Source organism: Pantoea sp. VS1 (assembly GCF_002207995.1).
In the GTDB taxonomy this organism is placed as follows: Bacteria; Pseudomonadota; Gammaproteobacteria; order Enterobacterales; family Enterobacteriaceae; genus Pantoea; species Pantoea dispersa.
Genome location: NZ_NHZE01000045.1, coordinates 127,494 through 148,233 on the forward strand (window position 1 = coordinate 127,494; position 20,740 = coordinate 148,233).

General features: G+C 59.8%; 18 protein-coding genes. 10 read left to right on the forward strand and 8 right to left on the reverse strand.

Annotated elements, in window-relative coordinates:
- Window positions 1-22: 22 nt before the first annotated feature.
- Together CBW22_RS17360 and CBW22_RS17365 are read right to left on the reverse strand one after the other, a co-directional pair.
- Complete coding sequence (locus CBW22_RS17360) at window positions 23-1,159, reverse strand: amidohydrolase (RefSeq protein ID WP_088517313.1); 1,137 nt, start codon at window positions 1,157-1,159, stop codon at window positions 23-25.
- A gap of 12 nt (window positions 1,160-1,171) precedes the next feature.
- Window positions 1,172-2,167 (reverse strand): MsnO8 family LLM class oxidoreductase, encoded by a 996-nt coding sequence (locus CBW22_RS17365; protein WP_058770234.1) that lies wholly within the window; start codon window positions 2,165-2,167, stop codon window positions 1,172-1,174.
- A gap of 418 nt (window positions 2,168-2,585) precedes the next feature.
- Here CBW22_RS17365 and CBW22_RS17370 point away from each other — a divergent pair, with 418 nt between their 5' ends.
- From CBW22_RS17370 to CBW22_RS17405, 8 genes are read left to right on the forward strand one after another with little or no spacing between them, the layout of a single operon-like run.
- Complete coding sequence (locus CBW22_RS17370; RefSeq protein WP_088517314.1) at window positions 2,586-4,208, forward strand: TIGR04028 family ABC transporter substrate-binding protein; 1,623 nt, start codon at window positions 2,586-2,588, stop codon at window positions 4,206-4,208.
- 10 nt (window positions 4,209-4,218) lie between these two features.
- On the forward strand, window positions 4,219-5,163 hold the full coding sequence (locus CBW22_RS17375) for an ABC transporter permease (RefSeq protein WP_176428151.1): 945 nt from the start codon (window positions 4,219-4,221) through the stop codon (window positions 5,161-5,163).
- Window positions 5,160-6,017: an ABC transporter permease gene (locus tag CBW22_RS17380; protein ID WP_088517315.1), complete on the forward strand. Its 858-nt coding sequence runs from the start codon at window positions 5,160-5,162 to the stop codon at window positions 6,015-6,017. Before CBW22_RS17375 ends, CBW22_RS17380 begins: the two co-directional genes overlap by 4 nt.
- Window positions 6,014-7,624, forward strand: coding sequence for a dipeptide ABC transporter ATP-binding protein (locus CBW22_RS17385; protein WP_088517316.1), 1,611 nt, complete (start codon window positions 6,014-6,016; stop codon window positions 7,622-7,624). Before CBW22_RS17380 ends, CBW22_RS17385 begins: the two co-directional genes overlap by 4 nt.
- Window positions 7,621-8,625 (forward strand): putative FMN-dependent luciferase-like monooxygenase, encoded by a 1,005-nt coding sequence (locus tag CBW22_RS17390; protein ID WP_088517317.1) that lies wholly within the window; start codon window positions 7,621-7,623, stop codon window positions 8,623-8,625. Before CBW22_RS17385 ends, CBW22_RS17390 begins: the two co-directional genes overlap by 4 nt.
- A 12-nt stretch (window positions 8,626-8,637) precedes the next feature.
- The gene (locus CBW22_RS17395) at window positions 8,638-9,741 is read left to right on the forward strand and encodes an alkylhydroperoxidase domain protein (RefSeq protein WP_088517318.1); all 1,104 of its coding nucleotides are present in this window, start codon (window positions 8,638-8,640) and stop codon (window positions 9,739-9,741) included.
- 2 nt (window positions 9,742-9,743) lie between these two features.
- Window positions 9,744-10,121 carry a peptidase dimerization domain-containing protein gene (locus CBW22_RS17400; RefSeq protein ID WP_166719462.1) on the forward strand — a complete coding sequence of 126 codons (378 nt, stop codon included), beginning with the start codon at window positions 9,744-9,746 and terminating at the stop codon, window positions 10,119-10,121.
- 23 nt (window positions 10,122-10,144) lie between these two features.
- Window positions 10,145-10,993, forward strand: a complete 849-nt coding sequence (locus tag CBW22_RS17405; protein WP_088517320.1) for a VOC family protein — start codon at window positions 10,145-10,147, stop codon at window positions 10,991-10,993.
- 1 nt (window position 10,994) lies between these two features.
- Here CBW22_RS17405 and fetB read toward each other — a convergent pair whose 3' ends face one another.
- On the reverse strand, window positions 10,995-11,756 hold the full coding sequence (fetB, locus tag CBW22_RS17410) for an iron efflux ABC transporter permease subunit FetB (protein ID WP_021509035.1): 762 nt from the start codon (window positions 11,754-11,756) through the stop codon (window positions 10,995-10,997).
- Window positions 11,743-12,411, reverse strand: coding sequence for an iron efflux ABC transporter ATP-binding subunit FetA (gene fetA, locus CBW22_RS17415; protein WP_088517321.1), 669 nt, complete (start codon window positions 12,409-12,411; stop codon window positions 11,743-11,745). Before fetA ends, fetB begins: the two co-directional genes overlap by 14 nt.
- 124 nt (window positions 12,412-12,535) lie before the next feature.
- Here fetA and CBW22_RS17420 point away from each other — a divergent pair, with 124 nt between their 5' ends.
- Complete coding sequence (locus tag CBW22_RS17420) at window positions 12,536-13,474, forward strand: nickel/cobalt transporter (RefSeq protein ID WP_088517322.1); 939 nt, start codon at window positions 12,536-12,538, stop codon at window positions 13,472-13,474.
- Between the two features lie 134 nt (window positions 13,475-13,608).
- Here the strand turns inward: CBW22_RS17420 and fhuE are convergent, their stop codons facing one another.
- The gene (fhuE, locus tag CBW22_RS17425) at window positions 13,609-15,807 is read right to left on the reverse strand and encodes a ferric-rhodotorulic acid/ferric-coprogen receptor FhuE (protein ID WP_088517323.1); all 2,199 of its coding nucleotides are present in this window, start codon (window positions 15,805-15,807) and stop codon (window positions 13,609-13,611) included.
- Window positions 15,808-16,519: 712 nt separating this feature from the next.
- On the opposite strand from fhuE, the gene CBW22_RS17430 reads away from it, so the two are divergent.
- Window positions 16,520-16,921: an H-NS family histone-like protein gene (locus CBW22_RS17430; protein WP_021509031.1), complete on the forward strand. Its 402-nt coding sequence runs from the start codon at window positions 16,520-16,522 to the stop codon at window positions 16,919-16,921.
- Window positions 16,922-17,077: 156 nt separating this feature from the next.
- Here CBW22_RS17430 and CBW22_RS17435 read toward each other — a convergent pair whose 3' ends face one another.
- The 3 genes from CBW22_RS17435 to CBW22_RS17445 are packed head-to-tail and all read right to left on the reverse strand — an operon-like array spanning window position 17,078 to window position 20,701.
- Window positions 17,078-18,277: an aminotransferase class I/II-fold pyridoxal phosphate-dependent enzyme gene (locus CBW22_RS17435; protein ID WP_088517324.1), complete on the reverse strand. Its 1,200-nt coding sequence runs from the start codon at window positions 18,275-18,277 to the stop codon at window positions 17,078-17,080.
- Between the two features lie 20 nt (window positions 18,278-18,297).
- A complete protein-coding gene (locus CBW22_RS17440; RefSeq protein WP_058770255.1) occupies window positions 18,298-19,596 on the reverse strand; it encodes an LLM class flavin-dependent oxidoreductase in 1,299 nt (432 codons plus the stop codon).
- A 34-nt stretch (window positions 19,597-19,630) separates the two neighbouring features.
- Window positions 19,631-20,701 carry an iron-containing alcohol dehydrogenase family protein gene (locus CBW22_RS17445; protein WP_088517325.1) on the reverse strand — a complete coding sequence of 357 codons (1,071 nt, stop codon included), beginning with the start codon at window positions 20,699-20,701 and terminating at the stop codon, window positions 19,631-19,633.
- Window positions 20,702-20,740 lie beyond the last annotated feature (39 nt).

Below are 20,740 nucleotides of genomic sequence, written 5' to 3' on the forward strand. Positions count from 1 at the left end.
CGCTGCCAGAAATGGAAGGAAATCAGTTAAGGATGGCGTCGCGACATCGCGCATTTAGCTGCTGCAATGCCTGTTGCGCCAGCTGACTAAAATAGTGTGCCGCCGGGGCGATCAGCGCTTCATCGGGGTTGAAGCCACCGTGATGCAGGCCAAATTCACTGGCGCTGCCAATGCTGACAAACGCGCCCGGGAGCTGCTGCAGGTAATAAGCGAAATCTTCGCCGCCAAGGTGCAGCTCAGCCTGTTGCACCTGATAACCCACCTGCTGCGCCACCTGACTGGCAAACTGTGCCCAGTGGGCGTCGTTCTCCAGCACCGGCGGCCCCGGATGCCAGCTAAAGGTGGCCGTGGCACCGCTGGCGGCGGCGATATTGACCACTACCTCGCGCGCACGCTGCTCCAGCTGCGCGCGCACCTGTTTATCGTGCGTGCGCACCGTGCCGCCAAATTCCGCTTCAGCCGTCTGCTGACCGTCGTGCCTGTGCGCATCAATCCGCGTGACGCTCAGCACCAGACTGTCCAGCGTATTAAAGCTGCGGCTGGTAAGGGATTGCAGCGCCTGAATAATCTGGCTGGCGACCAGGATGCTGTTCACGTCCGCGCGGGTGCTGTGCACGCGCACCACAAATTTATCGGCGTTGGCATAAAACGCACCGCTGCGCGTGGCAAAGGTGCCCGTGGGCAAACCCGGTTCGTTGTGCATGCCAAAAATCGCCTGCACCTGATCCAGCACCCCCGCGTCGATGAACTGGCGCGCGCCCTGGGCAATCTCTTCCGCCGGCTGGAACAGGATGCGCACCCGCCCCGCTAGCTGATCTTCCCGTGCTTTCAGCTGCAGCGTGGCACCCAGTATCACCGCACTGTGCACATCGTGACCGCAGGCGTGCATGACGCCGGCTTGCCGTGAACGAAAAGGCAGCCCGGTGGCTTCATGGATCGGCAATGCATCGATATCGGCACGCAGGGCGATCAGGGGCGCGCCCTGACCCACTTCCGCCACCACGCCGGTGTGCAGCGGATAATCCAGCAGGCGCACGTCAGCCTGCTGCAGCCAGCGGCGCAGCCGCGCGCTGGTTTCCACTTCATGACCGGAGAGTTCCGGCCAGCTGTGCAGCTCGCGCCGCCAGTCAATCAGCTGCTGTTCGCTTACTATCGTCACAGGACCTCCCGGTCAGGCGCTAACCAGACGATGCGTCGCCAGCAGTTCGAGGGATTTCACCCGCGCCTGCTCCTCCGCCACCGGCGTATCAATAACAAACTCTTCAATGCCGTAGCGCTGGTGCAGCGCATCAAGCTGCGCGTGCACCTGTGCCGCGGTCCCTTTCAGCAGCGACGGCGTGCGTGGCTCAATCACGTAGTCACTGAAACCGCCCTGACGCACATAGCGCTCAGCCTGTTCAATGCTGCCGACGTTAACGCTCTGTCCGCCCGTCACGCTGACGTGATAAATACGCAGTGTGTCGACCAGCAGGTCAGCTTCTGCCGGCGAATCCGCCACCACCACCTGTACCGCCACCAGCGCACGCTGACCCTGACTGTGCTGGCGATAGCTGTTCAGCACCTGCGCCATCAGTTGCGGATCGCCGTTGTGGTGTGCGGCGAACACCAGCTGCCAGCCGAGCTCTGCCGCCAGTCGGGCGCTCGCTTCGCTGGCTCCGAGCAGAAAGCGATTGGCCGGACGCGGCGGCTGCGGCGTGGCGCGCAGGATCTCCTCATCCCCCACCGGCGGCACACTGAGCCAGCTATCCAGCAGCGCCAGCTGTTCGGCAAAGCTGCCTTTCTCCTGCTGGTGCACCCCCAATTGCAGCGCGCGGGTGGAAAGCGGCAGTCCGCCGGGCGCTTTCCCCACGCCCAGGTCGATACGTCCAGGTGCCAGCGCAGCCAGCAGGTTGAAGTTTTCCGCCACTTTATAAGGGCTGTAGTGCTGCAACATCACGCCGCCGGAACCCACGCGGATATGCCGGGTCTGGCCAATGATCCAGGCAATCAACAATTCCGGCGAAGGACTCGCCAGCTGGTCGCTGTTGTGGTGTTCCGCCAGCCAGAAGCGGTGATAACCCCAGGCTTCCGCGCGCTGAGCCAGCTGCAGTGTGCGATGCAGGGCCTGCGTGGCGCTCTCACCTGCTGCAATCGGTGATTTGTCGAGCAAACTCAGTCGGTATGACATGCGCCTGTTCCTTATTTCGATGAATAGGGTTGCGATGAATATGGCGCTTAGTGTGGCGGGGAGATTTATATTTCGTAAAACAACTAAATCGGCAAAGCGATTCAGGAAATGAGAAATAGTCATAATACTGGTGGATGAAAGCCTGATTTTTCGTAAAGCGGATTTCGCTTTCTGTCGGGTTAACATTACGCGAGCCGGTAATGATCCGCAGCAGCAATAACATCAGTGCAGGTTTTCAGGTTGAGAAAAAACAATTTTTATCGAGACAGGAAAACAACCCGATAATTGCGGCATACAATTAATTGTCCGCTTTTGTTATTTTCGCAAAAGCTTAGTGCAATTCATTGGTTCAACTCACGGGTTGCACATTTGATGATGATTTCAGCCCACCGGGCACTTGATAACAAAGGAAATCATCATGAAGACGCATTTTCACTTGCGGGCGCTGAGCTTAGCCCTGCTGACAGGGATATTTAGCGCCCACGCGGCGGAGACGCCGGTCAAAGGCGGCACGCTGATTTATCTGGAACAGCAGGCACATACCAATCTTTATCCGCCGGCCGGGGGTTTTTATCCCAACGGCGGCATTCTTAATCAGATCACCGACAAACTGACGTGGCAAAATCCGAAAACGCTGCAGGTGGAACCGTGGATTGCCGAAAGCTGGAGCAGCAACGCGGATAAAACGGAATATACCTTTAAAATTCGTCCTGGCGTCACCTTTTCCGATGGCACGCCGCTGGATGCGAATACCGTAGCGAAAAACTTTGATACTTACGGACTCGGTAATAAAGCCCAGCGCCTGCCGGTATCTGAAGTGATTAATAATTACCAACGCAGCGAAGTGATTGATCCCCAGACGGTGAAGTTTTATTTCAAACAGCCCTCACCTGGATTTTTACAGGGCACCGCCACCATTGGCTCCGGGCTGGTTTCTCTTAGCACGCTGCAGCGCAGTTTCGACCAGCTCGGCGATGCGCGCCATATTATTGGCTCCGGGCCATTTGTGGTCAGCGATGAAAAGCTTGGACGGGAAGTGGATTTAACCGCGCGCAAAGATTACCAGTGGGGACCGAAAAACAGCACCCAGCAGGGACCGGCGAATCTGGCTGGCATCAAATTTATCGTCACACCGGAAGATAGCGTGCGCATCGGCGCACTGCTGGCCGGTCAGGCCGATTTTATTCGCCAGGTGCAGGCGTATGACGAAAAACAGGCACAGCAGCAGGCGTTCCCGGTTTACGCAGCGCCGACGCGTGGCGTCAACGACAGCATCAGCTTCCGCCCGGATAACCCGCTGGTCAGCGATCTGCGCGTACGTCAGGCGCTGTTGCACGCGACCAACGCGCAGCAGGTGGTGCAAACCCTGTTTTCACCTAACTATCCGCAGGCCACCTCGGTACTCGCCGCCTCGGCCGCCGGGTATGTCAACCTCGCGGACAAACTGAAATACGATCCCGCCCGCGCCAGGCAACTGCTTGATGAGGCTGGCTGGCAGCCTGGCAGCGACGGCATCCGCGCCAAAGCGGGGCAAAAGCTGGCCCTGACCGTGTATGAATCGCTGCCACAGCCACAGAACAAAGAAGTGCTGCAGCTGGTGGCCCAGCAGTGGCGTCAGGTTGGCGTCCAGCTCACGGTGAAAGCCGGTGACGCCGGCAGCCGCACGCTGGACAACCTCGATCCGCTAAAAACCCCGCTCACCGTCTCGGAAGTGGGCCGCGCCGACCCGGACGTGGTGAAGAGCATGTTTTATCCCGCCAACCGCGATGCGCTGCTGCAAAAAGGCGGCTCCAGCGACAAAGTCCGGCATTTCCGTGACGACCAACTCAACAAGCTTTTGGTGGCGATCTCGGCCGAAGTCGATCCGGCGAAACGTCTGGCGCTCACCGGAGACGCCCAGCGTTATCTGCTGGATCAGGCTTATGTGATCCCGATCTTTGAAGAGCCGCAGGTGTTTGCCGGCGCGCCGTGGCTGAAGGGCGTGAGCTTTGAAGCCGTAGGCCGACCGTCGTTCTACGGCGCATGGCTGGAAAAACATTGAGAGGATGATGATGCGACACGCACTGCTGCATAGAGCGGGACAAAGCCTGCTGGTGTTATGGGCGGCGTTTACCCTGTCGTTTCTGCTGCTGCAGGTGCTGCCGGGCGATGCGGTGCTGATCAAGTTCCAGAATCCGGATCTGGGTCTCAGCCCGCAGCAAATTGCAGAGATGCGGCAGGCCTACGGTGCCGATAGCCCGATCTGGCAGCAGTATCTGCATACGCTGCTGGCGATGCTGCGCGGTGACTTTGGCTACTCGGTGCAGGCAGGTGTGCCGGTCAGCGATCTGCTGCGCAGCAATCTGCCCGCCACGCTGCAGCTGGCGCTGGCGGGATTTGCCGTTGCCTGCGTGGTCGCCTTCGCACTGGCGGCGCTGGCGCGACTGCCTGCGCTGCGCCTGCTGCGTACGCTATTGCAGTCGCTGCCGGCACTGTTTATTTCGCTGCCGACGTTCTGGCTTGGCATCGCGCTGATTCAGCTGTTCTCCTTTCAACTGCGCTGGATTCCGGTGATCAACCCATCGCCCCTGCAGGGACTGATTCTGCCGGTGCTGACCGTCGCCGTGCCCATCTCCGCCCCGCTGGCCCAGATTCTGCTGCGCAGCATCGATCAGGTTGCTACTCAGCCGTTTGTCGCCGTGGCCCGCGCCAAAGGAGCCAGCGCACAACACGTGCTGTGGCGCCATATCATGCGCAACGCGCTGCTGCCGGTGCTCAATGTGGCCGGTTTGCTGCTGGGGGAATTGATCGCGGGCGCGCTGATTACCGAAACCGTGTTCGGCTTAAGCGGCATCGGCCAGCTGACCCAGCAGGCGGTCAACAATCAGGATGTGGCGGTGTTACAGGCGGTGGTGATGATCTCCGCACTGGCGTTTGTACTGATCAACCTGCTGGTCGATCTGCTGATGCCGCTGTTCGACCCACGTCTGCAAACCGTAGCCGGAGGAAATTCATGAGTCTGGTCGATTACTCTACCGCGCGTCAGGGACAGACGGCCTTGCGGCGCGATCGTGCCCGTCGCCTGCAGCCCGGCTTGTGGCTGGCATGGACGGTGCTGGCGCTGGCATTCGTGGCGGCCGTGGCACCGCAACTGTTCACCCACTATAGCCCGACCGAAGGCATTGCCGGCGCGCAGCGCTTAGCGCCGCACAGTGCGCACTGGCTCGGCACCGATCAACTCGGACGCGACCTGCTGGCGCGCATCGTCTATGGTGCCTCGCAGTCGCTCTCTGCGGCGGTCGCGGCGGTGGCGATGGGGCTCACTGGCGGTACCGCGCTGGGCGTCCTGGCCGGGGCCGTGGGCGGCCGCACTGAACAGGCGCTGATGCGACTGGTGGATGTGCTGCTTTCAATCCCGGCGCTGCTGCTGTCATTAAGCCTGCTGATCCTGCTGGGTTTTGGCACCGTGCACGCTGCGCTGGCGGTGGGCATCGCTTCGATTGCCAGTTTTGCCCGGCTGGCGCGCGGCGAAGTGGTGCGGGTACGCCGCAGTGAATATGTGGAAGCGGCTTTCGGCAGTGGCGGCCGTTTCTGGCAGGTACTGTGGCGCCACATTGTCCCGAACTCGCTGACCGCGGTGATTGCCTTCGCCGCACTGCAGTTCGGTCAGGCCATTCTGGCGCTCTCAACCCTCAGCTTTCTCGGCTATGGCACGCCGCCACCGACCCCCGAATGGGGTTTGCTGATCGCCGAAGGCCGCAACTATCTGGCTACCGCGTGGTGGCTGACTACCTTTCCCGGCGTGGTGGTGGTCGCCGTGGTGCTGGCGGCGAATCGCGTCAGCCGTCAGCTGGCAGGAGGTGACGCATGACAGCGCTATTAAGCGTGGAAAACCTCAGCCTCAGCTATCGCCAGCGCGGCGTGTGGCGTGAAGTGGTACATGACGTGAGCTTTTCCCTGCAGCCGGGCGAAATGGTGGCGCTGGTCGGTGAATCCGGCTCAGGCAAAACCACCACGGCCCAGGCGATTATCGGTCTGCTGGCGGACAATGCCCGGCACGATAGCGGTAAAATTTTGCTGAACGGCACCGATATCGCCGGCTGGTCATCCCGGCGCATGGACAGCGTGCGTGGCGTGCATATCAGCCTGGTGCCGCAGGATCCCGGTAATTCGCTTAATCCGGTGAAGACCATTGGCGATCAGGTTGGCGAGATCCTGCAGCTGCATCAGAAGCTTAGCCGGACCGCGCGCCAGCAGCGCGTGCTGGAGCTGCTGCAAAAAGTTGGGCTGAGCCATCCTGAGCAGCGCCTGCATCAATATCCGCATCAGCTCTCTGGCGGGATGAAGCAGCGCGTGCTGATTGCCATCGCCCTCGCCCTGCAACCACAGTTGATCATCGCCGATGAGCCGACCAGTGCGCTGGATGTCACGGTGCAAAAGCGCATTCTCGATCTGCTCGACCAGCTACGCCGTGAGTTCGCCACCGCCGTGCTGTTTGTCACCCACGATCTGGCGCTGGCCGCGGAACGCGCTGACCGTCTGCTGGTGTTTCGTCACGGCGAGATCCAGGAACAGGGAAGCGCAGCGACGCTGGTCAGCGCGCCACAGCATCCTTACACCCGCCAGCTGTTACAGGACGCGGTGCCCGACGCCACCGCTCTGCCTTATCCGTCCGCAGCCCGTTTTTCCACACCGGCGATTCAGCTCAACGCCATCGATAAACAGTTTGCGCTTGGCGGGCAGCAGACGCTGACGGTGGCGAAAGCGGTCAGCCTGACGGTGCCACGCGGCACGACGCACGCGCTGGTGGGTGAATCCGGCTCCGGCAAAACCACGCTGGCGCGCATTCTGCTTGGCTTTGAACGCGCCGATCGCGGCAAAGTGGTGATCGACGGCATTGATGCCAGCAGCCTGCGCGGCGAAGCGCTGCGCCAGCTGCGGCGCAAAATCCAGTTTGTTTACCAGAATCCGTTCGCCTCGCTCGATCCGCGCCAGACGCTGTTTAACATCATTGAAGAACCGCTGCGCAACTTTGGCTCGCTCAGCGCCGCCGCACGCCAGCAGCGGGTGCACGAGGTGGCGCAGCGCGTGGCACTGCCGCTGGATCTGCTGACGCGCAAGCCGCGCGAGCTGTCCGGCGGCCAGCGTCAGCGCGTCGCCATCGCACGGGCGTTGATCCCGCAACCGGCGATCCTGGTGCTGGATGAGGCAACGTCGGCGCTGGACGTCACGGTGCAGGCGCAGATTCTGCAGCTGCTGCAACAGTTGCAGCGCGAGCTGGGCCTCACCTATCTGTTTATCACCCACGATTTAGCCACCGTACGACGGCTGGCACACAGCGTTACCGTGCTGCGCGCCGGCGAAGTGGTTGAACAAGGTGACACCGTCACACTGTTCAATGCGCCGCAGCATCCCTACACCCGCGCGTTGATTGACGCCATTCCGGTTTTCCGTCCGCTGATTAAGGAGTCTGCATGACGCGCAAACGCATCGGTTTTTTTACCCGCCTGCTCGACGACACCACGGCGCAACAGCGCTACCGGCTGGCGACGGAACAAATTCAGCACGCTGAACGCTGCGGATTTGACAGTGCCTGGATCGCGCAGCACCACTTTCATGAAAAGGAAGGCGGGCTGCCCTCACCGCTGGTGTTTCTTGCTCACGTGGCCGCGCACACCCGTCATATCCGCCTCGGCACCGGCATCATCACCCTGCCGCTGGAAAATGCCCTGCGCGTGGCCGAAGACGCGGCGGTGCTGGACCTGCTGAGCGACGGACGACTGGAGGTGGGGCTCGGCTCCGGCGGCACGCCAACCTCATTTTTGCCGTTTGGCCTGACCAGCGAACAGCGCGCCGGCGTGTTTGCCGACCAGTTGCATACGCTGCTCAGCGCGTGGCGCGGCGACACGCTGGCCCATCCGGACAATCATCTCTATCCGCCGGCTCCCACGCTGGCGCAGCGCGTGTGGATCGCCACCTTTTCCGTTGCAGGCGCGACGCGTGCCGGCCAGGCCGGTCACGGGCTGATGTTATCGCGCACCCAGCCGCGGCCGGCGGGCCAGCCGGACCTGTCGCTGCAGCAGCTGCAAAACCCGATGATCGATGCTTATCTCGCGGCGCTGCCGTCGGGCGTGGCGCCCCGTATCCTGGCTTCACGCACCGCGTTTGTTGCCGACTCGAACGACTACGCGCGTCGCCTTGCCGTACCCGGCCTGCAGCGCCAGGCGGAGCAGTTTCGCAAGGCGGGCCACGACATCACCGGCAGCACGCTGGAGAGCCACGCGCGCCAGCTCGATGCGCATATCGGCGATGCCGACGCGGTGCTGGCTTCGCTGCTGGCCGACAGCACGCTGACGCGCGCCACCGACATCACCTTCCAGGTGCACTCTATCGATCCGCCGCACGCCGATACGCTGCGTTCGGTGGCGTTAATTGCTGAACATATTGCCCCCACGCTGCGTGCGCTGGGTACCGCTTAACAGGAGAAAACCATGTCTCAGGCTACAGATTTACTGGCGGCGCTGGCCGATATCGACCCGGCGGCGCAACTGGCAGAGGCGCGCAACGTGCGTCAGGCCGCGACCCGCCACGCCCAGGGCAGCTATGAGGTGCTGTTTGGCCAGGATGACGACGATTTCCCGCTGGCGCAGCGCTACGCGCTCGCCGGGCAGGTCGCGGGCTGGCACGGCGTTACGTCATTGCAGGCACACTATCAGCAGCAATCCAGCGAAAGCCCGCCAGATGCGCGCTTTGCCGCCGGTCGCGCCTTTGCGGAACTGCTGAGCCTGCATCCGGTCGACGCCACGCCGCAACAACTGACCACGCTGCACCATGCCGGCTGGACGCCGCGCGGCATCGTCACGCTGGCGCAGCTGGTGGGATTTGTCAGCTTTCAGAGTCGCCTGCTGACCGGCCTGCGCCTGCTGAGCGGTGAAGCATCGCGCGCGCAGCCGCATGCGGTGGCCGGCAAATGGCATAGCGCCCCGCTCACGGCCAGCGGTCAGACTGCGCTCACCGCATTTACCCAGCAGGAGCTGGGCTGGGAGCCGTGGCTGGCAGCCAAACCGCTCAGCGAGTTTACGGCGGAAGAACAGGCGACGCTGGCAAAAAACGGTCATAGCGAGTCCGACTATTTCCGTCTGCTGGCGCGCAATCTGCCGCTGCTGGAACAACGCACGCTGACGGATAAAGGCATTTTTTATACGCCGGGCGGTTTACCTCGCGCCGAGCGTGAACTGGCGGCCACGGTGGTGAGTAAAGTCAACGGCTGCATTTACTGCGCGTCCGTGCATGCCCGCAAAGCCAGTCAGCTGTCAAAAGATGAGACTGCGGTGCAAAAACTCCTGAATGTCGCGCCAGGCGCCGAGCTGGCACACGGCCAGTCCGCGCGCTGGGCGGCGATTATCGATTTTGTCGCCACCTTATCGCTAACCCCGGTCGCCAGCAGCCAGACCCAGCTGCAGGCGCTGCGCGAGCACGGACTGGATACGCTGCAGCTGCTGGACCTGATCCAGTCCGCCGCGTTTTTTGCCTGGGCCAACCGCCTGATGCTAACGCTGGGCGAACCTTTCTTACCCGAACAGCCGCAGGGATGACCATGACACACACGTTATCTGCCACCCCGGCAGCGTTTACTGACCATTTTCAAATCACCATTCACGGCAAAGGCGCTCACGCTGCACGTCCGCATGAGGGCATCGACAGTATCGTTACCGGCAGCCACATCGTCAGCGCGCTGGCGGCCGCCGGACTGGATGTCACCCGCTTTCAGGGCGGCAACAGCTGGAACGTGCTGCCGCCAGAGGTCGTCGTGGAAGGCGTACTGCACAGCGAGGATGCCAGTGCGCGCCAGCGGTCATCGGCGCAGGCCGCGACGCTGGTCAGCCATATTGCCCGGGCGTTCGGCGCCGAAGCGCAGCTCGCCTGGCAACCGCAACGCGAAGCCGAACGCAGCGCGACACCGCGGTCATCGTAATGATGCGAACCAGGAGGCAGATAATGGCGATACCGGTACCCGTTCCACAGCTCGATCATGCAGTGATCAATGTTGCCGATCGGCTGGATGACGCCAGCGCGCTGTATCGCCGGCTCGGTTTCCAGCTCACGCCACGCGGCCATCACTCGCTGGGTTCCAGTAATCATCTGGCGGTGTTTGGTGATAATTATCTGGAACTGCTGGGCTATGAAGCCGGGCGTGCGCACCAGCGTCAGGATATCTGGCAGGCACCGGCGGGCCTGAGCGGTCTGGTCTGGAAAACCGGCGATGCCGATGCGGTGTGGCGCTATCTGGAAAGTCAGGATATTGATGGCGATCCCGCCGCCAGTTTTTACCGGCCGGTGCAGTTGCCGGATGGCAGCGCACAGCAGGCGCGTTTTCGCACCGTTCGCCTGCGCCCCGCACTGGTGCCAAACGGACGCAGTTTTTTCTGCCAGCATGAGACACCGCAGGCGGTCTGGCAGCCAGTGTGGCAGCAGCATCCCAACGCGGTGACCGATATTATTGAGTTTGTGGTGGTGGCCCAGGATCCGGCAGCCGCCGCGCTGCCCTACAGTCGTTTATTTGGTGCCGATAAGCTCACCGCCTGCCAGCAGGGCGCGTTTGTGCTGAAAGCGGGCGTGGCCACCGTGCGCTTTGCCGCTGCGCACTATGTGACGCAGCGCTTTACCGGCCTGCCGCCCGATTATGACGGCAGTGCGCGTATGGCCGCGCTGACGCTGCGCAGCAGCGACTTACGCAGGGTGAAAGCCAGCCTGCTGCTGGGCGATGTGCCTTTTCGCGAAGAGTCGGATGCCATCGTGGTCAGCGCGGAACAGGCCAGCGGCGTGGCGCTGCGGTTTCAGGCGTAATCTACGGTTTGAGCTGCGCCCGCGCGGTGTAAAAGCGACGGTAGGACAGGTACGCCGCGATGATGGTCGACAGGCTGGCGGTGGCAATCAGCATAAACGTCACCATGATCTGGTACTTGATGGCCTTTACCGGATCGATCCCGGCGAAAATCAACCCGGACATCATGCCTGGCAGACTTACCAGCCCCACCGTTTTCGCGCCGTCAACGGTGGGGATCATCGCGGCACGAATACTGTCACGCATCAGCCCGGCGGATGCGCGTTTGATCGGCGCGCCGAGGCTGAGCATCTCCATGATTTTTTGCTGGTTGTCGCTAAAGCGCTGATTGAGGTTGGTGAAACACAGCCCGACCGCCACCATGGCGTTACCGGCAATCATGCCGGAAATGGGGATTACCTGCATGGGAACAAAGGCAATGGCGCCGCTCAGCAGCAGCACCGTTAGTGTCAGTGCCGTACCGCTGGTAATCGCCACCAGCGCGATGATAAAACCATGATCGATCCGCCGGCTGCGTTTGCGCGCATTCAGCGCTGCATTGACGCAGATAAACAGCACCATCAGCAGCGTCAGCCAGTCATTATTGACATCGAAAATTGACTTCAGCACATAACCGACGATCACCAGCTGGATAATGGCGCGCGTGACACTCCACAGAATGTCTTTGCTCATCCCCAGCTTCTCTTTCTGGCTAATCAGCAGCGCTACCAGCACCAGCATGAGTGAAAGCAGCAGCGAGCTGTCGCTGATATTATGCTGATTCATACTGTTCTCCCGCTGCGGGTGGGGTCAGCCGCAGAATACGCTCAGCGGCATCAATCTCCTGTACGTCATGGCTGATACGGATCACCGCCAGCCCTTTTTCCGCCACCAGCGTGGCAATCAGCTGGTTAACCCGTTGTTTATTGGGCTCGTCCAGTGCGCTGGTCACTTCGTCCAGCAGCAATATCTGTGGCAGAAACTGCAGATTGCGCAGCAAAGCCACCCGCTGCTTTTCACCACCAGAGAGTCCGGCAACGTTTTTGTCCAGCATGTCGGCGGATAAATGCAGACTGCGCAACGCCGCCACCAGCTGCTCGCGCGACGGTTGTTGCTGACGTAGCTGCCACGGCAGCGCCAGGTTATCGTAGACCGTGTCACCAAACAGTTGCGGTGTCTGGAAACAGTAGGAGACCTGCTGGCGATAGTGTTCGACTTTCAGCGTGTGAATATCCCGCTGCTGAAACAGGATCTGGCCGCTATCGGGCTCCAGCAGTGAGGCAATAATTTTCAGCAACGTGCTTTTGCCGCTGCCGGACGGGCCGGTGAGCAACAGCGTTTCACCTGCGCACAGCTGCAGTGATACCGGCGCCAGCAAGGTGCGCCCCTGCACGGCCAGCGTGACGTCTTGTACCGCCAGCAAAGGAGAATCAGCAGACATAAAAGGCATCCGTGAGAAATTGTCGGCAGATTATAGACAGCTGCACAAGGCAGGGGAATGCGTCACGACGCGGAGAGCGGCTGCCGTTTAACCGCCGTGGCTTTACAACGCGGCAGAAATCCGCATGCTGGTGACATTCAGGACCACTTTTTTCATTACTATGACCGCCACCAAAACCGGATTTCTCTGCGCGAGCGTGCTGCTGCTGAGCGCGCTGACACTGCTGTCGTTGCACTGGAGCGCGTTTCAGGCATGGGCGCTGCAAAGTCAGATTCAGCTGCACCGGCTGCTGGTTACCCATTTACTGCAAATCAATAGCGGCCAGTACAGTGCCGGACTGTGGCTGCTGGCTGTGACCTTCATTTACGGCATTCTGCACGCGGTGGGCCCCGGCCACGGTAAATTTATCGTTACCACCTGGCTGACCACCCATCAGCCCCCGCGCGGCGTGGCGCTGAGCGTGCCGCTGCTGGGCAGCCTGGTGCAAGGGCTGAGCGCGATTGCCTTTGTCTTTATTCTGGCGGTTGGTTTTAACCTGACCACCGGCGATCTTAGCCTGAGCCGCTGGTATCTGGAGAAAGCCAGCGCTGTGTTCATCGCCGGGCTGGGCGTGATGCTGCTGCTGCAAGCCTGGCGCAGGCCGCCAGCGGAGCATCATCATCATGATCATTGCGGCCACGCGCATGGCGTCGGGGCTGGGCACGGCAGCGACTGGAAAAGCTGGGCGGGTATTATCATTGCCACCGGCGTGCGGCCGTGCAGCGGTGCGCTGACGGTGCTGCTGTTCGCCAGCGTCATCGGCATTACGCGCTGGGGCATGCTGGCGGTGATGAGTATGGCGCTCGGTACCGGCATGGCGCTGGTGGCGCTGGCACTGTTTGTGCAGCATTATCGTCAGCGCGCCGGACAGCTGTGGCTGGCAGACCGCTCGCCGCAGGCGGCATTGCTGCTGAGAGCGGTGCGGATCGCCGGTGGGACATTGCTGGTGATGTTTGCGCTGGTGCTGTTTTTTACCGTGGTGCCGGTGAGTGCCAACGGGGATTATATTGCGGCGGGATGCTGAGGTGTATGGGTTGGGGAGGGTGCGGTTTTCCCCTCACCCTAACCCTCTCCCGCACGCGGGAGAGGGGACGTCAGGTGCGGCCTGTTCCCCGGGAGAGGGAACGTTAAGTGCCGCTTTGGGCACGGGCTTAATGATCAGAAACGGTATTTCGCGGACAGCATAAAATTGCGCGGTTCGCCGTAGACGATGCCGGTGCTGTCAACGTTTTCGTCGTACTCTTTGTCGAACAGGTTATTCAGGTTGGCCTGCAGGCTGAGGTTTTTGGTCACGTCGTAGCGCGCGAACAGATCCACCAGCGCATAGCTGCCCTGACGGGTGCGCCAGGTGCCATTGCCATCCGGGCCACTGATATCCGCGTAAGTTCCTGCCTGCCAGTTCACCCCGCCGCCCAGCGTCAGCTGGTCCAGCATCGGCAGGCGATAGCTGGTGAACAGGTTAAACGACGTGCGCGGCAGCTGTGAATTATAGCGATCGCCGTTGGCGTCTTCCGCCACATACGAAGTCCCGCCGAAGGTCATCTGCCAGTTATCGGTCAGCGCCCCATTCACCTCAAACTCGACGCCACGACTTACCACGCCCTTCTTCGCCACGTAAATGGTGTTACCGGTCTGCGCATTGGTCTGTCCGGTGCTCTGACCGACGTTATCCAGTTCGGTGCGGAAGATCGATACCGAGGTGGTCAGACGGCTGTTGAACCAGTCAGACTTCACGCCGGCTTCGTAGTTTTTGCCAATCACCGGCGAGAGATAAGCGCCTGACGCATCCTGATAATCCTGCGGCTGGAACACCGAAGTGTAGCTGGCGTAGGCAGACCAGTTATCGTAGAAGTCCCAAATTACCCCACCGTACGGCGTGATGTTGTTTTTCTCCATCTCTGCCGTCAGCGTCTGGCGGTTCCAGTTGGTGTAGCGCGCCCCGACAATCAGGTGCAGCGGATCGGCCAGATTGATGCGCGTCGCGAGATATGCTGACTTCTGCCGCACCAGCTGGGTGTCGGCCGCAGGTTCACGCGGATTCCAGTCGGTTTCCGGGAAATCACCGTTGAACTGATTAAAGTTGCCCAGCTCGGCTGACGAAATGTTGGCCCAGGCGCTGTAATATTTGTTGTCCTGACGGCTGTAGTTCACCCCGACCATCAGCTCATGCTGGCGACCCAGCAGTTCATAAGGACCGCTGGCGAAGGCATCGACCGCATCCACCTTACGTTTGCCGGTGTTGTAGCCGGTTCCGCCCACCACCGGATAGCCGGCATAGCCAGAGACGCCTGCGCCAGTGGTTTTATCGAAGTAACCGTCGAGATACAGCTGCTTGCTGTCGAGGAACATCTCGTTATGCGTGCCGTTAAGGGTGATGTTCCAGCCGTTATCGAAATTCTGCTGCAGGTTAACAAAGACCTTTTTATTTTCTTTGTTGTTGTAAGCCCATTCTGGCGCGGTGTTATAGCCGCGACGGGAGTGGATCTGCGTGCCGTCGGTGTACCAGCGCGGCGCACCGCCCCACATCGGTGAATCCGTGTTCACCTGGCTGAATTCATAACCAACAGACAGTCTGGTGGCGTCCGTCACGTCAGCGTCGACCACGCCGTAGATAAACTTCTTATCGGCGCCGTAGCGTTCAATGAAGCTGTTTTTGTCTTCATAGCCGGCAACCAGGCGACCGCGCACGTTGCCTTCCGGTGACAGCGGTGCAGAAAGATCGGCGACGTAACGCTGCTTATTCCAGCTGCCATAGCCAGCTTCAAGGCTACCGGTAAACTCTTTGCTGTCGGCATGTTTACGCACCATGTTGATGGCAGCAGAAGGATTGCCCGGTCCGGTCAGCAGGCCCGTTGCGCCACGCACCACTTCGACGCGTTCGTACAGCGCGGTATCGGTCTGCGCATCACCGAGGTTCCAGCGCTGGGCAAACGCGGTCGGAATGCCGTCGGTCATGTAATTATCAATCAGAAAACCGCGCGAATAGTAATTGATGCGGTCCATATCGGCGGCCACACCGTGGATGCCGGTGGTGTTGCTCAGTACGTCGTTCAGCGACTGCAGCTGTTGATCCTGCATGCGCTGCTTGCTGACGATGGTGACCGACTGGGGAATATCACGTGCGGTCAGCGCCATTTTGGTGCCGGCCCGCGTCACCGGTACGCTGTAATCCGCTGCGGCCTGCGCCTGCTGCGCTTCCGCGCTGGCGCTGGCATCAACGGTCAGGGTGGCCTCACTGTTTTGCGTATCGGCCGCCTGAGCGACACCCGAGGCAACCAGCACTGCCAGCAGTGACAGGCGCAGCGCGCGCTGCGGCGCAAGACCTGCGTCCCTGACGCGCATCTCTTTGCAAGACATAATATTCCTCAATCGGCTTATCGTTATTTTGTGGTGAGCATATGGTTAAGAAAGCAAATGAGAAATATACGCATTAAGATTAACATTGCAAGAAATTGTTACGGCCTTTCTGACGCCTTTACACTGTGAAAAAAACTTATGCTTCAGGGAGTAACGGCCCTGAGGCTGCTTTACAGGAAACTATCACGCCTGAAATCATCCTTAATCTGAGTCAACCGGTGCGTGACCTACGGCCTCCCCGCCTGAACGGCTGTGCCTGCATCCTGATCTGGCATCTGAACACCACGCATGTACCAGCTTCGTACCCGGTCACCGCCATTGATTTATAATTACGCTGCCGATAGGAAAGGTGTTTATAAAGTTTCCTTTTCTGCGCTAAGGTGGACCAGTTATGCTTTTAATCCTGCAGCAATCGCTGCGTTGTTAACATGGCGCCATTTATTAAGCTGTAAATCGCCGTGACGTATATTGTGTGAGATGCCGCGATGTTAAATGAACGGCTTAACGTAGGTGGCTGGTAATATTAAATCCGCCGCTAACATGTTTATGCGTAATCAATGAAGAGACAAAAATCTTTACGCCCAATCAAAAACTGTACAGGTCGGGGCATATTTCCGGACAAATCTGTCGGCGGGTGAATATTTCCATTTGAATAAAATTGCCGTAGAATGCACGTTTTCAAATCAGTGGTATCAGTAATAAGGGTTTATACATGAGCGATGCACTCAAGGCATTGAACAATCTTCGTACGCTGCGTGCTGAAGCACGTAATATTGAGGTTGCGGTATTAAACGAAATGCTGGAGAAGTTTGCCGTGGTGGTCGCCGAACGCCGCGAAGAGACGGCTGCAGAGAGTGCTGCACAGCGCGAAAAAGAAGAGAAGCTGGCGTTATATAAAGAGATGCTGCGCAAAGACGGCATTACAATTAATGAACTGGCGCAATTAAACCAGGGTGAAACGAAGAGCAAAGCAAAACGTGCACCGCGTCCGGCGAAGTATAAATTTACCGACGAACAGGGTAATGAGAAATTCTGGACCGGTCAGGGTCGTACTCCCTCGCCGATAAAGTCAGCGATTGACGCTGGCGGTTCGCTGGATGATTTTCTGATTTAATCCAGTCGCAGGAAATCGGGGCGGAACCGGCTAATTGCCGCATCACCGCCCCTGTATCGCGGCACCCTAAATGCTTTCATGCAATCCTTTCATGCATTCCTTTCATACAGTGTGCCGCGAGGTGATCAGGCCATTACGCCTTCCCACACCCGCCCGTCAGATTAACGCTGCACAGGCGCGCGCAATACGTTTACCCGCCTCCTGCACGCTATCGATATCCGTGGCGATCGACAAACGGAAATACGGCGACAGGCCGTAAGCACTGCCCGCCACGCCGGACACACCGCTCTCCAGCAGATAATTCAGCACATCCTGTTCGTCATCCAGTACGGCGCCGTCAGGCCGGGTTTTGCCCAGCAGACCAGCACAGCGACAAAAGACAAAAAATGCGCCCTGAGGTTGCAGCACTTCAATGCCGGCCACCTGCTGCAACTGCTGCACAATGACATCGCGTCGCGCCTGATACGCGGCGCGCTGCGGGGGCAGAAAATCGAGCCCACCGTTAAAGGCCGCAACCGCCGCCGCCTGGCTGATGGCGCTGGCACCAGAACTGTTCTGCGACTGCACCACTACCATGGCATCAATCAGCGGCTGCGGTCCGGCAGCAAAGCCAATGCGCCAGCCGCTCATGGCATAAGTTTTCGACACGCCTCCCACCAGCAAAACGCGTTCAGCCAGATCCGGTGCCACCTGCAGCAGGCTAACGTGCTGACGATCGTCAAACAGGATATGTTCGTACAACTCATCCAGCATAATCAGCACATTGGGATGATCGCGCAGCACCGTCGCCAGGGCCTGCAACTCCTGTGCGCTGTACACCATGCCAGAGGGATTGCCGGGATTGTTCAGTACCAGCCAGCGGCTTTTCTCAGTGATTGCCTGCGCCAGCTGCGCCGGTTGCAGCTTGTACTGCTGCTCAAGCGGACAAGACAGCAGCACCGCCTCGCCGCCGTTGAAGCGCACACTGTCCGGGAAGGTTGGCCAGTATGGCGTGGGCACAATCACCTCGTCGCCGTCGTTTAGCGTCGCGGCAAACGCGTTGAAGATAATTTGCTTTGCGCCGTTGGCGATACAGATTTGACCCAGCGCGTACTGCAGCTGGTTCTCGCGCGCCAGTTTGGCCTGCACTGCTTTACGCAGCGCGGTGGTGCCATTGGTCGGCGTATAACGGGTTTCACCGCCATCCATCGCGGCGCTGGCGGCGGCACGGATGTGCGCGGGCGTATCAAAATCCGGCTCACCGGTGGTGAGGTCAAGAATATCCACGCCCTGCTCTTTTAGCTGGCGCGTCAGCTGGCGTGCCGCCGCGTTAGCCGAGAGCGACACAGACTGTACGCGCTTCGATAGGGTGATCATGTTCCGCTCCTGTCTGTCTCTCACACCACCGGCAGGCCGAGGTTTTCACGCAGCGTGGCGAACTCGTACTCTTCGCGGAACAGACCGCGACGGCGCAGTTCCGGAATCACCAGCTCCACAAACAAATCAAGCTGCTCGGACATGATCGCCGGCATGATGTTGAAACCATCGGCGCCGCCCTCGTTGAGCCACAGCTCAAAGTCATCGGCAATATCCTGCGCGGTACCGACGATTACCCGGTGACCACGCGATCCGGCGGCTACCGCGGCCAGTTCGCGCAGCGTCAGATTTTCACGTTTCGCCATGTCGGTCATCAGTTTCACACGGCTCTGGTTGCCTTCACCCAGCGGCACTTCCGGCACCGGACCGTCGAGCGGATACTGGCTCAGATCCATATTGAAGCGCAGCGAGAGCTGACGCAGACCGTTGTCTATATCAACCAGCGTGTTGAGCTCTTTCCACAGCGCTTTGGCCTCTTCGCGCGTGCGCCCCACAATCGGCATCACGCCAGGCATGATCACCACGTGATCCGGATTGCGTCCGGCGGCAATCACCTGATCTTTCTGCGAACGGTAGAAGCTCTGTGCTTCTTCCAGGCTGGCCGAGGCGGTGAAAATCACCTCGGCGGTCTCTGCCGCCAGCTTCTGCCCATCGCTGGAAGAACCGGCTTCGATAATCACCGGACGCCCCTGCGGTGAGCGGGTAATGTTCAGCGGGCCCTGCACCTGGAAGTGCTCGCCGACGTGGTTAATCGGCTGAATTTTGTCATCAATGAAGTACTGACCGGTCTCTTTGTTGGGCTGCACCGCCCCCGCCTGCCAGCCGTCCCACAGCTTATAGGTGACATCAAGGAATTCACGCGCGCGCGCGTAGCGCTCCGCATGATTAGGCATATCGCTGCGGCTGAAGTTACGCGCCACATCGGTAGAGAACGACGTCACCACGTTCCAGGCTGCGCGGCCGCGGCTAATGTGGTCCAGCGACGAGAAGCTGCGCGCCATGGTGAACGGGTCGCTGAAGGTGGTCGAGGCGGTCGCCGCCAGGCCAATACGTTTGGTGTTGACCGCCAGCGCCGACAGCAGCGTTAACGGCTCCAGACGCGCCATGGTGGAAGGCAGACGATACATGCTGGTCGCCAGTGCATCACCCACGAAGAACAGATCAAACTTACCGGCTTCGGCTTTTTTCGCGATGGTGATCAGCCAGTCAATATCCGTCGGATCGCCCAGATTTTCCGTCAGCCGCCAGCCGCTCACGTGCTGTCCAACCGGTTGCACAAACAGCCCTAAACGGATGCGGCGTGAAGATGAAGTAGCCATATTTTTTCCTGGTCAATAAAAGGGTCAATAACAATTAAAAGGCGTTCTCGGTCGCCAGCAGCGCCTGCTCTAAGGCATCCGCGCTGATGCGGAACGGCAGACGTTCGGCGCTGGCCGCCGGGAATTTGATCTGTTCAGCAATGCTTCTGATGGCTGCGCGACGATCGCCGTGCAGCGGCGCTAAGGTCAGCGGCATATCATATTGCCGCAGCAGCGCCAGCAGCGCAGCGTCCGGCTCACCGTCGTGCTCAATCAGCGACTGCACCAGCAGGCTGTAACCGACTTTTTCACCGTGCAGCCAGTGGTGCAGCTCCGGCTGATGGGTCAGACGGTTATGAATCGCATGGGCAAAGCCTGGCGTTGGCAGCACATCACGCACGCTGTTGGCCAGGCCGGCCAGCACAATACTGGCATCGATCACCTTCACCAGTTCCGGCGTCACCTGCTGTTGCTGGTTGGCCAGCACGGCGGTGGCACCGTGCTGGCGATAGACATCCAGCGCGCGCTCCGCGGTCATCACTTTAAGATCGAGGGCGAGATCGTGGGGGTTGTGCCGCAGATAAGGAGAGAACTCGTAGTATTTAGCCAGCGCGTCGACAATGCCCGCTTTGAGGTAACGCACGTCACTTTGCGCAATCACTTCGCTGTCTACCAGTACCAGTTCAGGCATTTTGCCCAGCGGCTGGCTGCGCACGTGGCCGCCCTGCGCGTCATAAATAATCGCCACCGGCGACCAGGCGGCACAGGTCGCCGCGACGGTGGCGAAATTGACGACGGTGATTTCCGGTAACTGGCTGCCGACCGCTTTAGCCGCATCCAGTACGCGCCCGCCGCCAATTGCCAGCAGTAGTTCAGCCTGCTGCTGTTGCAGATTGCTTTTTAGCGTATCAATGGCCGCATCGGTGCATTCGCCATGCAAATACTCGATTTCCCAGCGAATACCACAGGTTTCCAGACTTTGCGTTAATTGCGGATTAACCGCCTGCCAGGCGCGCGGAGAGGTGAAGATACGGATATGCGTAGCATAAGGTTTAATGAATTCACCGGTGCGCGCACGCAGTCCCGGTTCGTGTGCGTAGGCACGCGGAGATTTAATCGCTAACACGTTGTCACCCTGATTAGGAAAAACGCCATAACAAAATTG

What these genes read in the sequence shown, in the direction of transcription:
- CBW22_RS17440 (WP_058770255.1), bottom strand. Translation starts at nt 19,596, where the DNA reads ATGGCTACTTCATCTTCACGCCGCATCCGTTTAGGGCTGTTTGTGCAA.
- CBW22_RS17400 (WP_166719462.1), top strand. Translation starts at nt 9,744, where the DNA reads ATGACACACACGTTATCTGCCACCCCGGCAGCGTTTACTGACCATTTT.
- fetB (WP_021509035.1), bottom strand. Translation starts at nt 11,756, where the DNA reads ATGAATCAGCATAATATCAGCGACAGCTCGCTGCTGCTTTCACTCATG.
- CBW22_RS17395 (WP_088517318.1), top strand. Translation starts at nt 8,638, where the DNA reads ATGTCTCAGGCTACAGATTTACTGGCGGCGCTGGCCGATATCGACCCG.
- CBW22_RS17390 (WP_088517317.1), top strand. Translation starts at nt 7,621, where the DNA reads ATGACGCGCAAACGCATCGGTTTTTTTACCCGCCTGCTCGACGACACC.
- CBW22_RS17375 (WP_176428151.1), top strand. Translation starts at nt 4,219, where the DNA reads ATGCGACACGCACTGCTGCATAGAGCGGGACAAAGCCTGCTGGTGTTA.
- CBW22_RS17370 (WP_088517314.1), top strand. Translation starts at nt 2,586, where the DNA reads ATGAAGACGCATTTTCACTTGCGGGCGCTGAGCTTAGCCCTGCTGACA.
- CBW22_RS17405 (WP_088517320.1), top strand. Translation starts at nt 10,145, where the DNA reads ATGGCGATACCGGTACCCGTTCCACAGCTCGATCATGCAGTGATCAAT.
- fhuE (WP_088517323.1), bottom strand. Translation starts at nt 15,807, where the DNA reads ATGTCTTGCAAAGAGATGCGCGTCAGGGACGCAGGTCTTGCGCCGCAG.
- fetA (WP_088517321.1), bottom strand. Translation starts at nt 12,411, where the DNA reads ATGTCTGCTGATTCTCCTTTGCTGGCGGTACAAGACGTCACGCTGGCC.
- CBW22_RS17365 (WP_058770234.1), bottom strand. Translation starts at nt 2,167, where the DNA reads ATGTCATACCGACTGAGTTTGCTCGACAAATCACCGATTGCAGCAGGT.
- CBW22_RS17380 (WP_088517315.1), top strand. Translation starts at nt 5,160, where the DNA reads ATGAGTCTGGTCGATTACTCTACCGCGCGTCAGGGACAGACGGCCTTG.
- CBW22_RS17430 (WP_021509031.1), top strand. Translation starts at nt 16,520, where the DNA reads ATGAGCGATGCACTCAAGGCATTGAACAATCTTCGTACGCTGCGTGCT.
- CBW22_RS17385 (WP_088517316.1), top strand. Translation starts at nt 6,014, where the DNA reads ATGACAGCGCTATTAAGCGTGGAAAACCTCAGCCTCAGCTATCGCCAG.
- CBW22_RS17435 (WP_088517324.1), bottom strand. Translation starts at nt 18,277, where the DNA reads ATGATCACCCTATCGAAGCGCGTACAGTCTGTGTCGCTCTCGGCTAAC.
- CBW22_RS17420 (WP_088517322.1), top strand. Translation starts at nt 12,536, where the DNA reads ATGCTGGTGACATTCAGGACCACTTTTTTCATTACTATGACCGCCACC.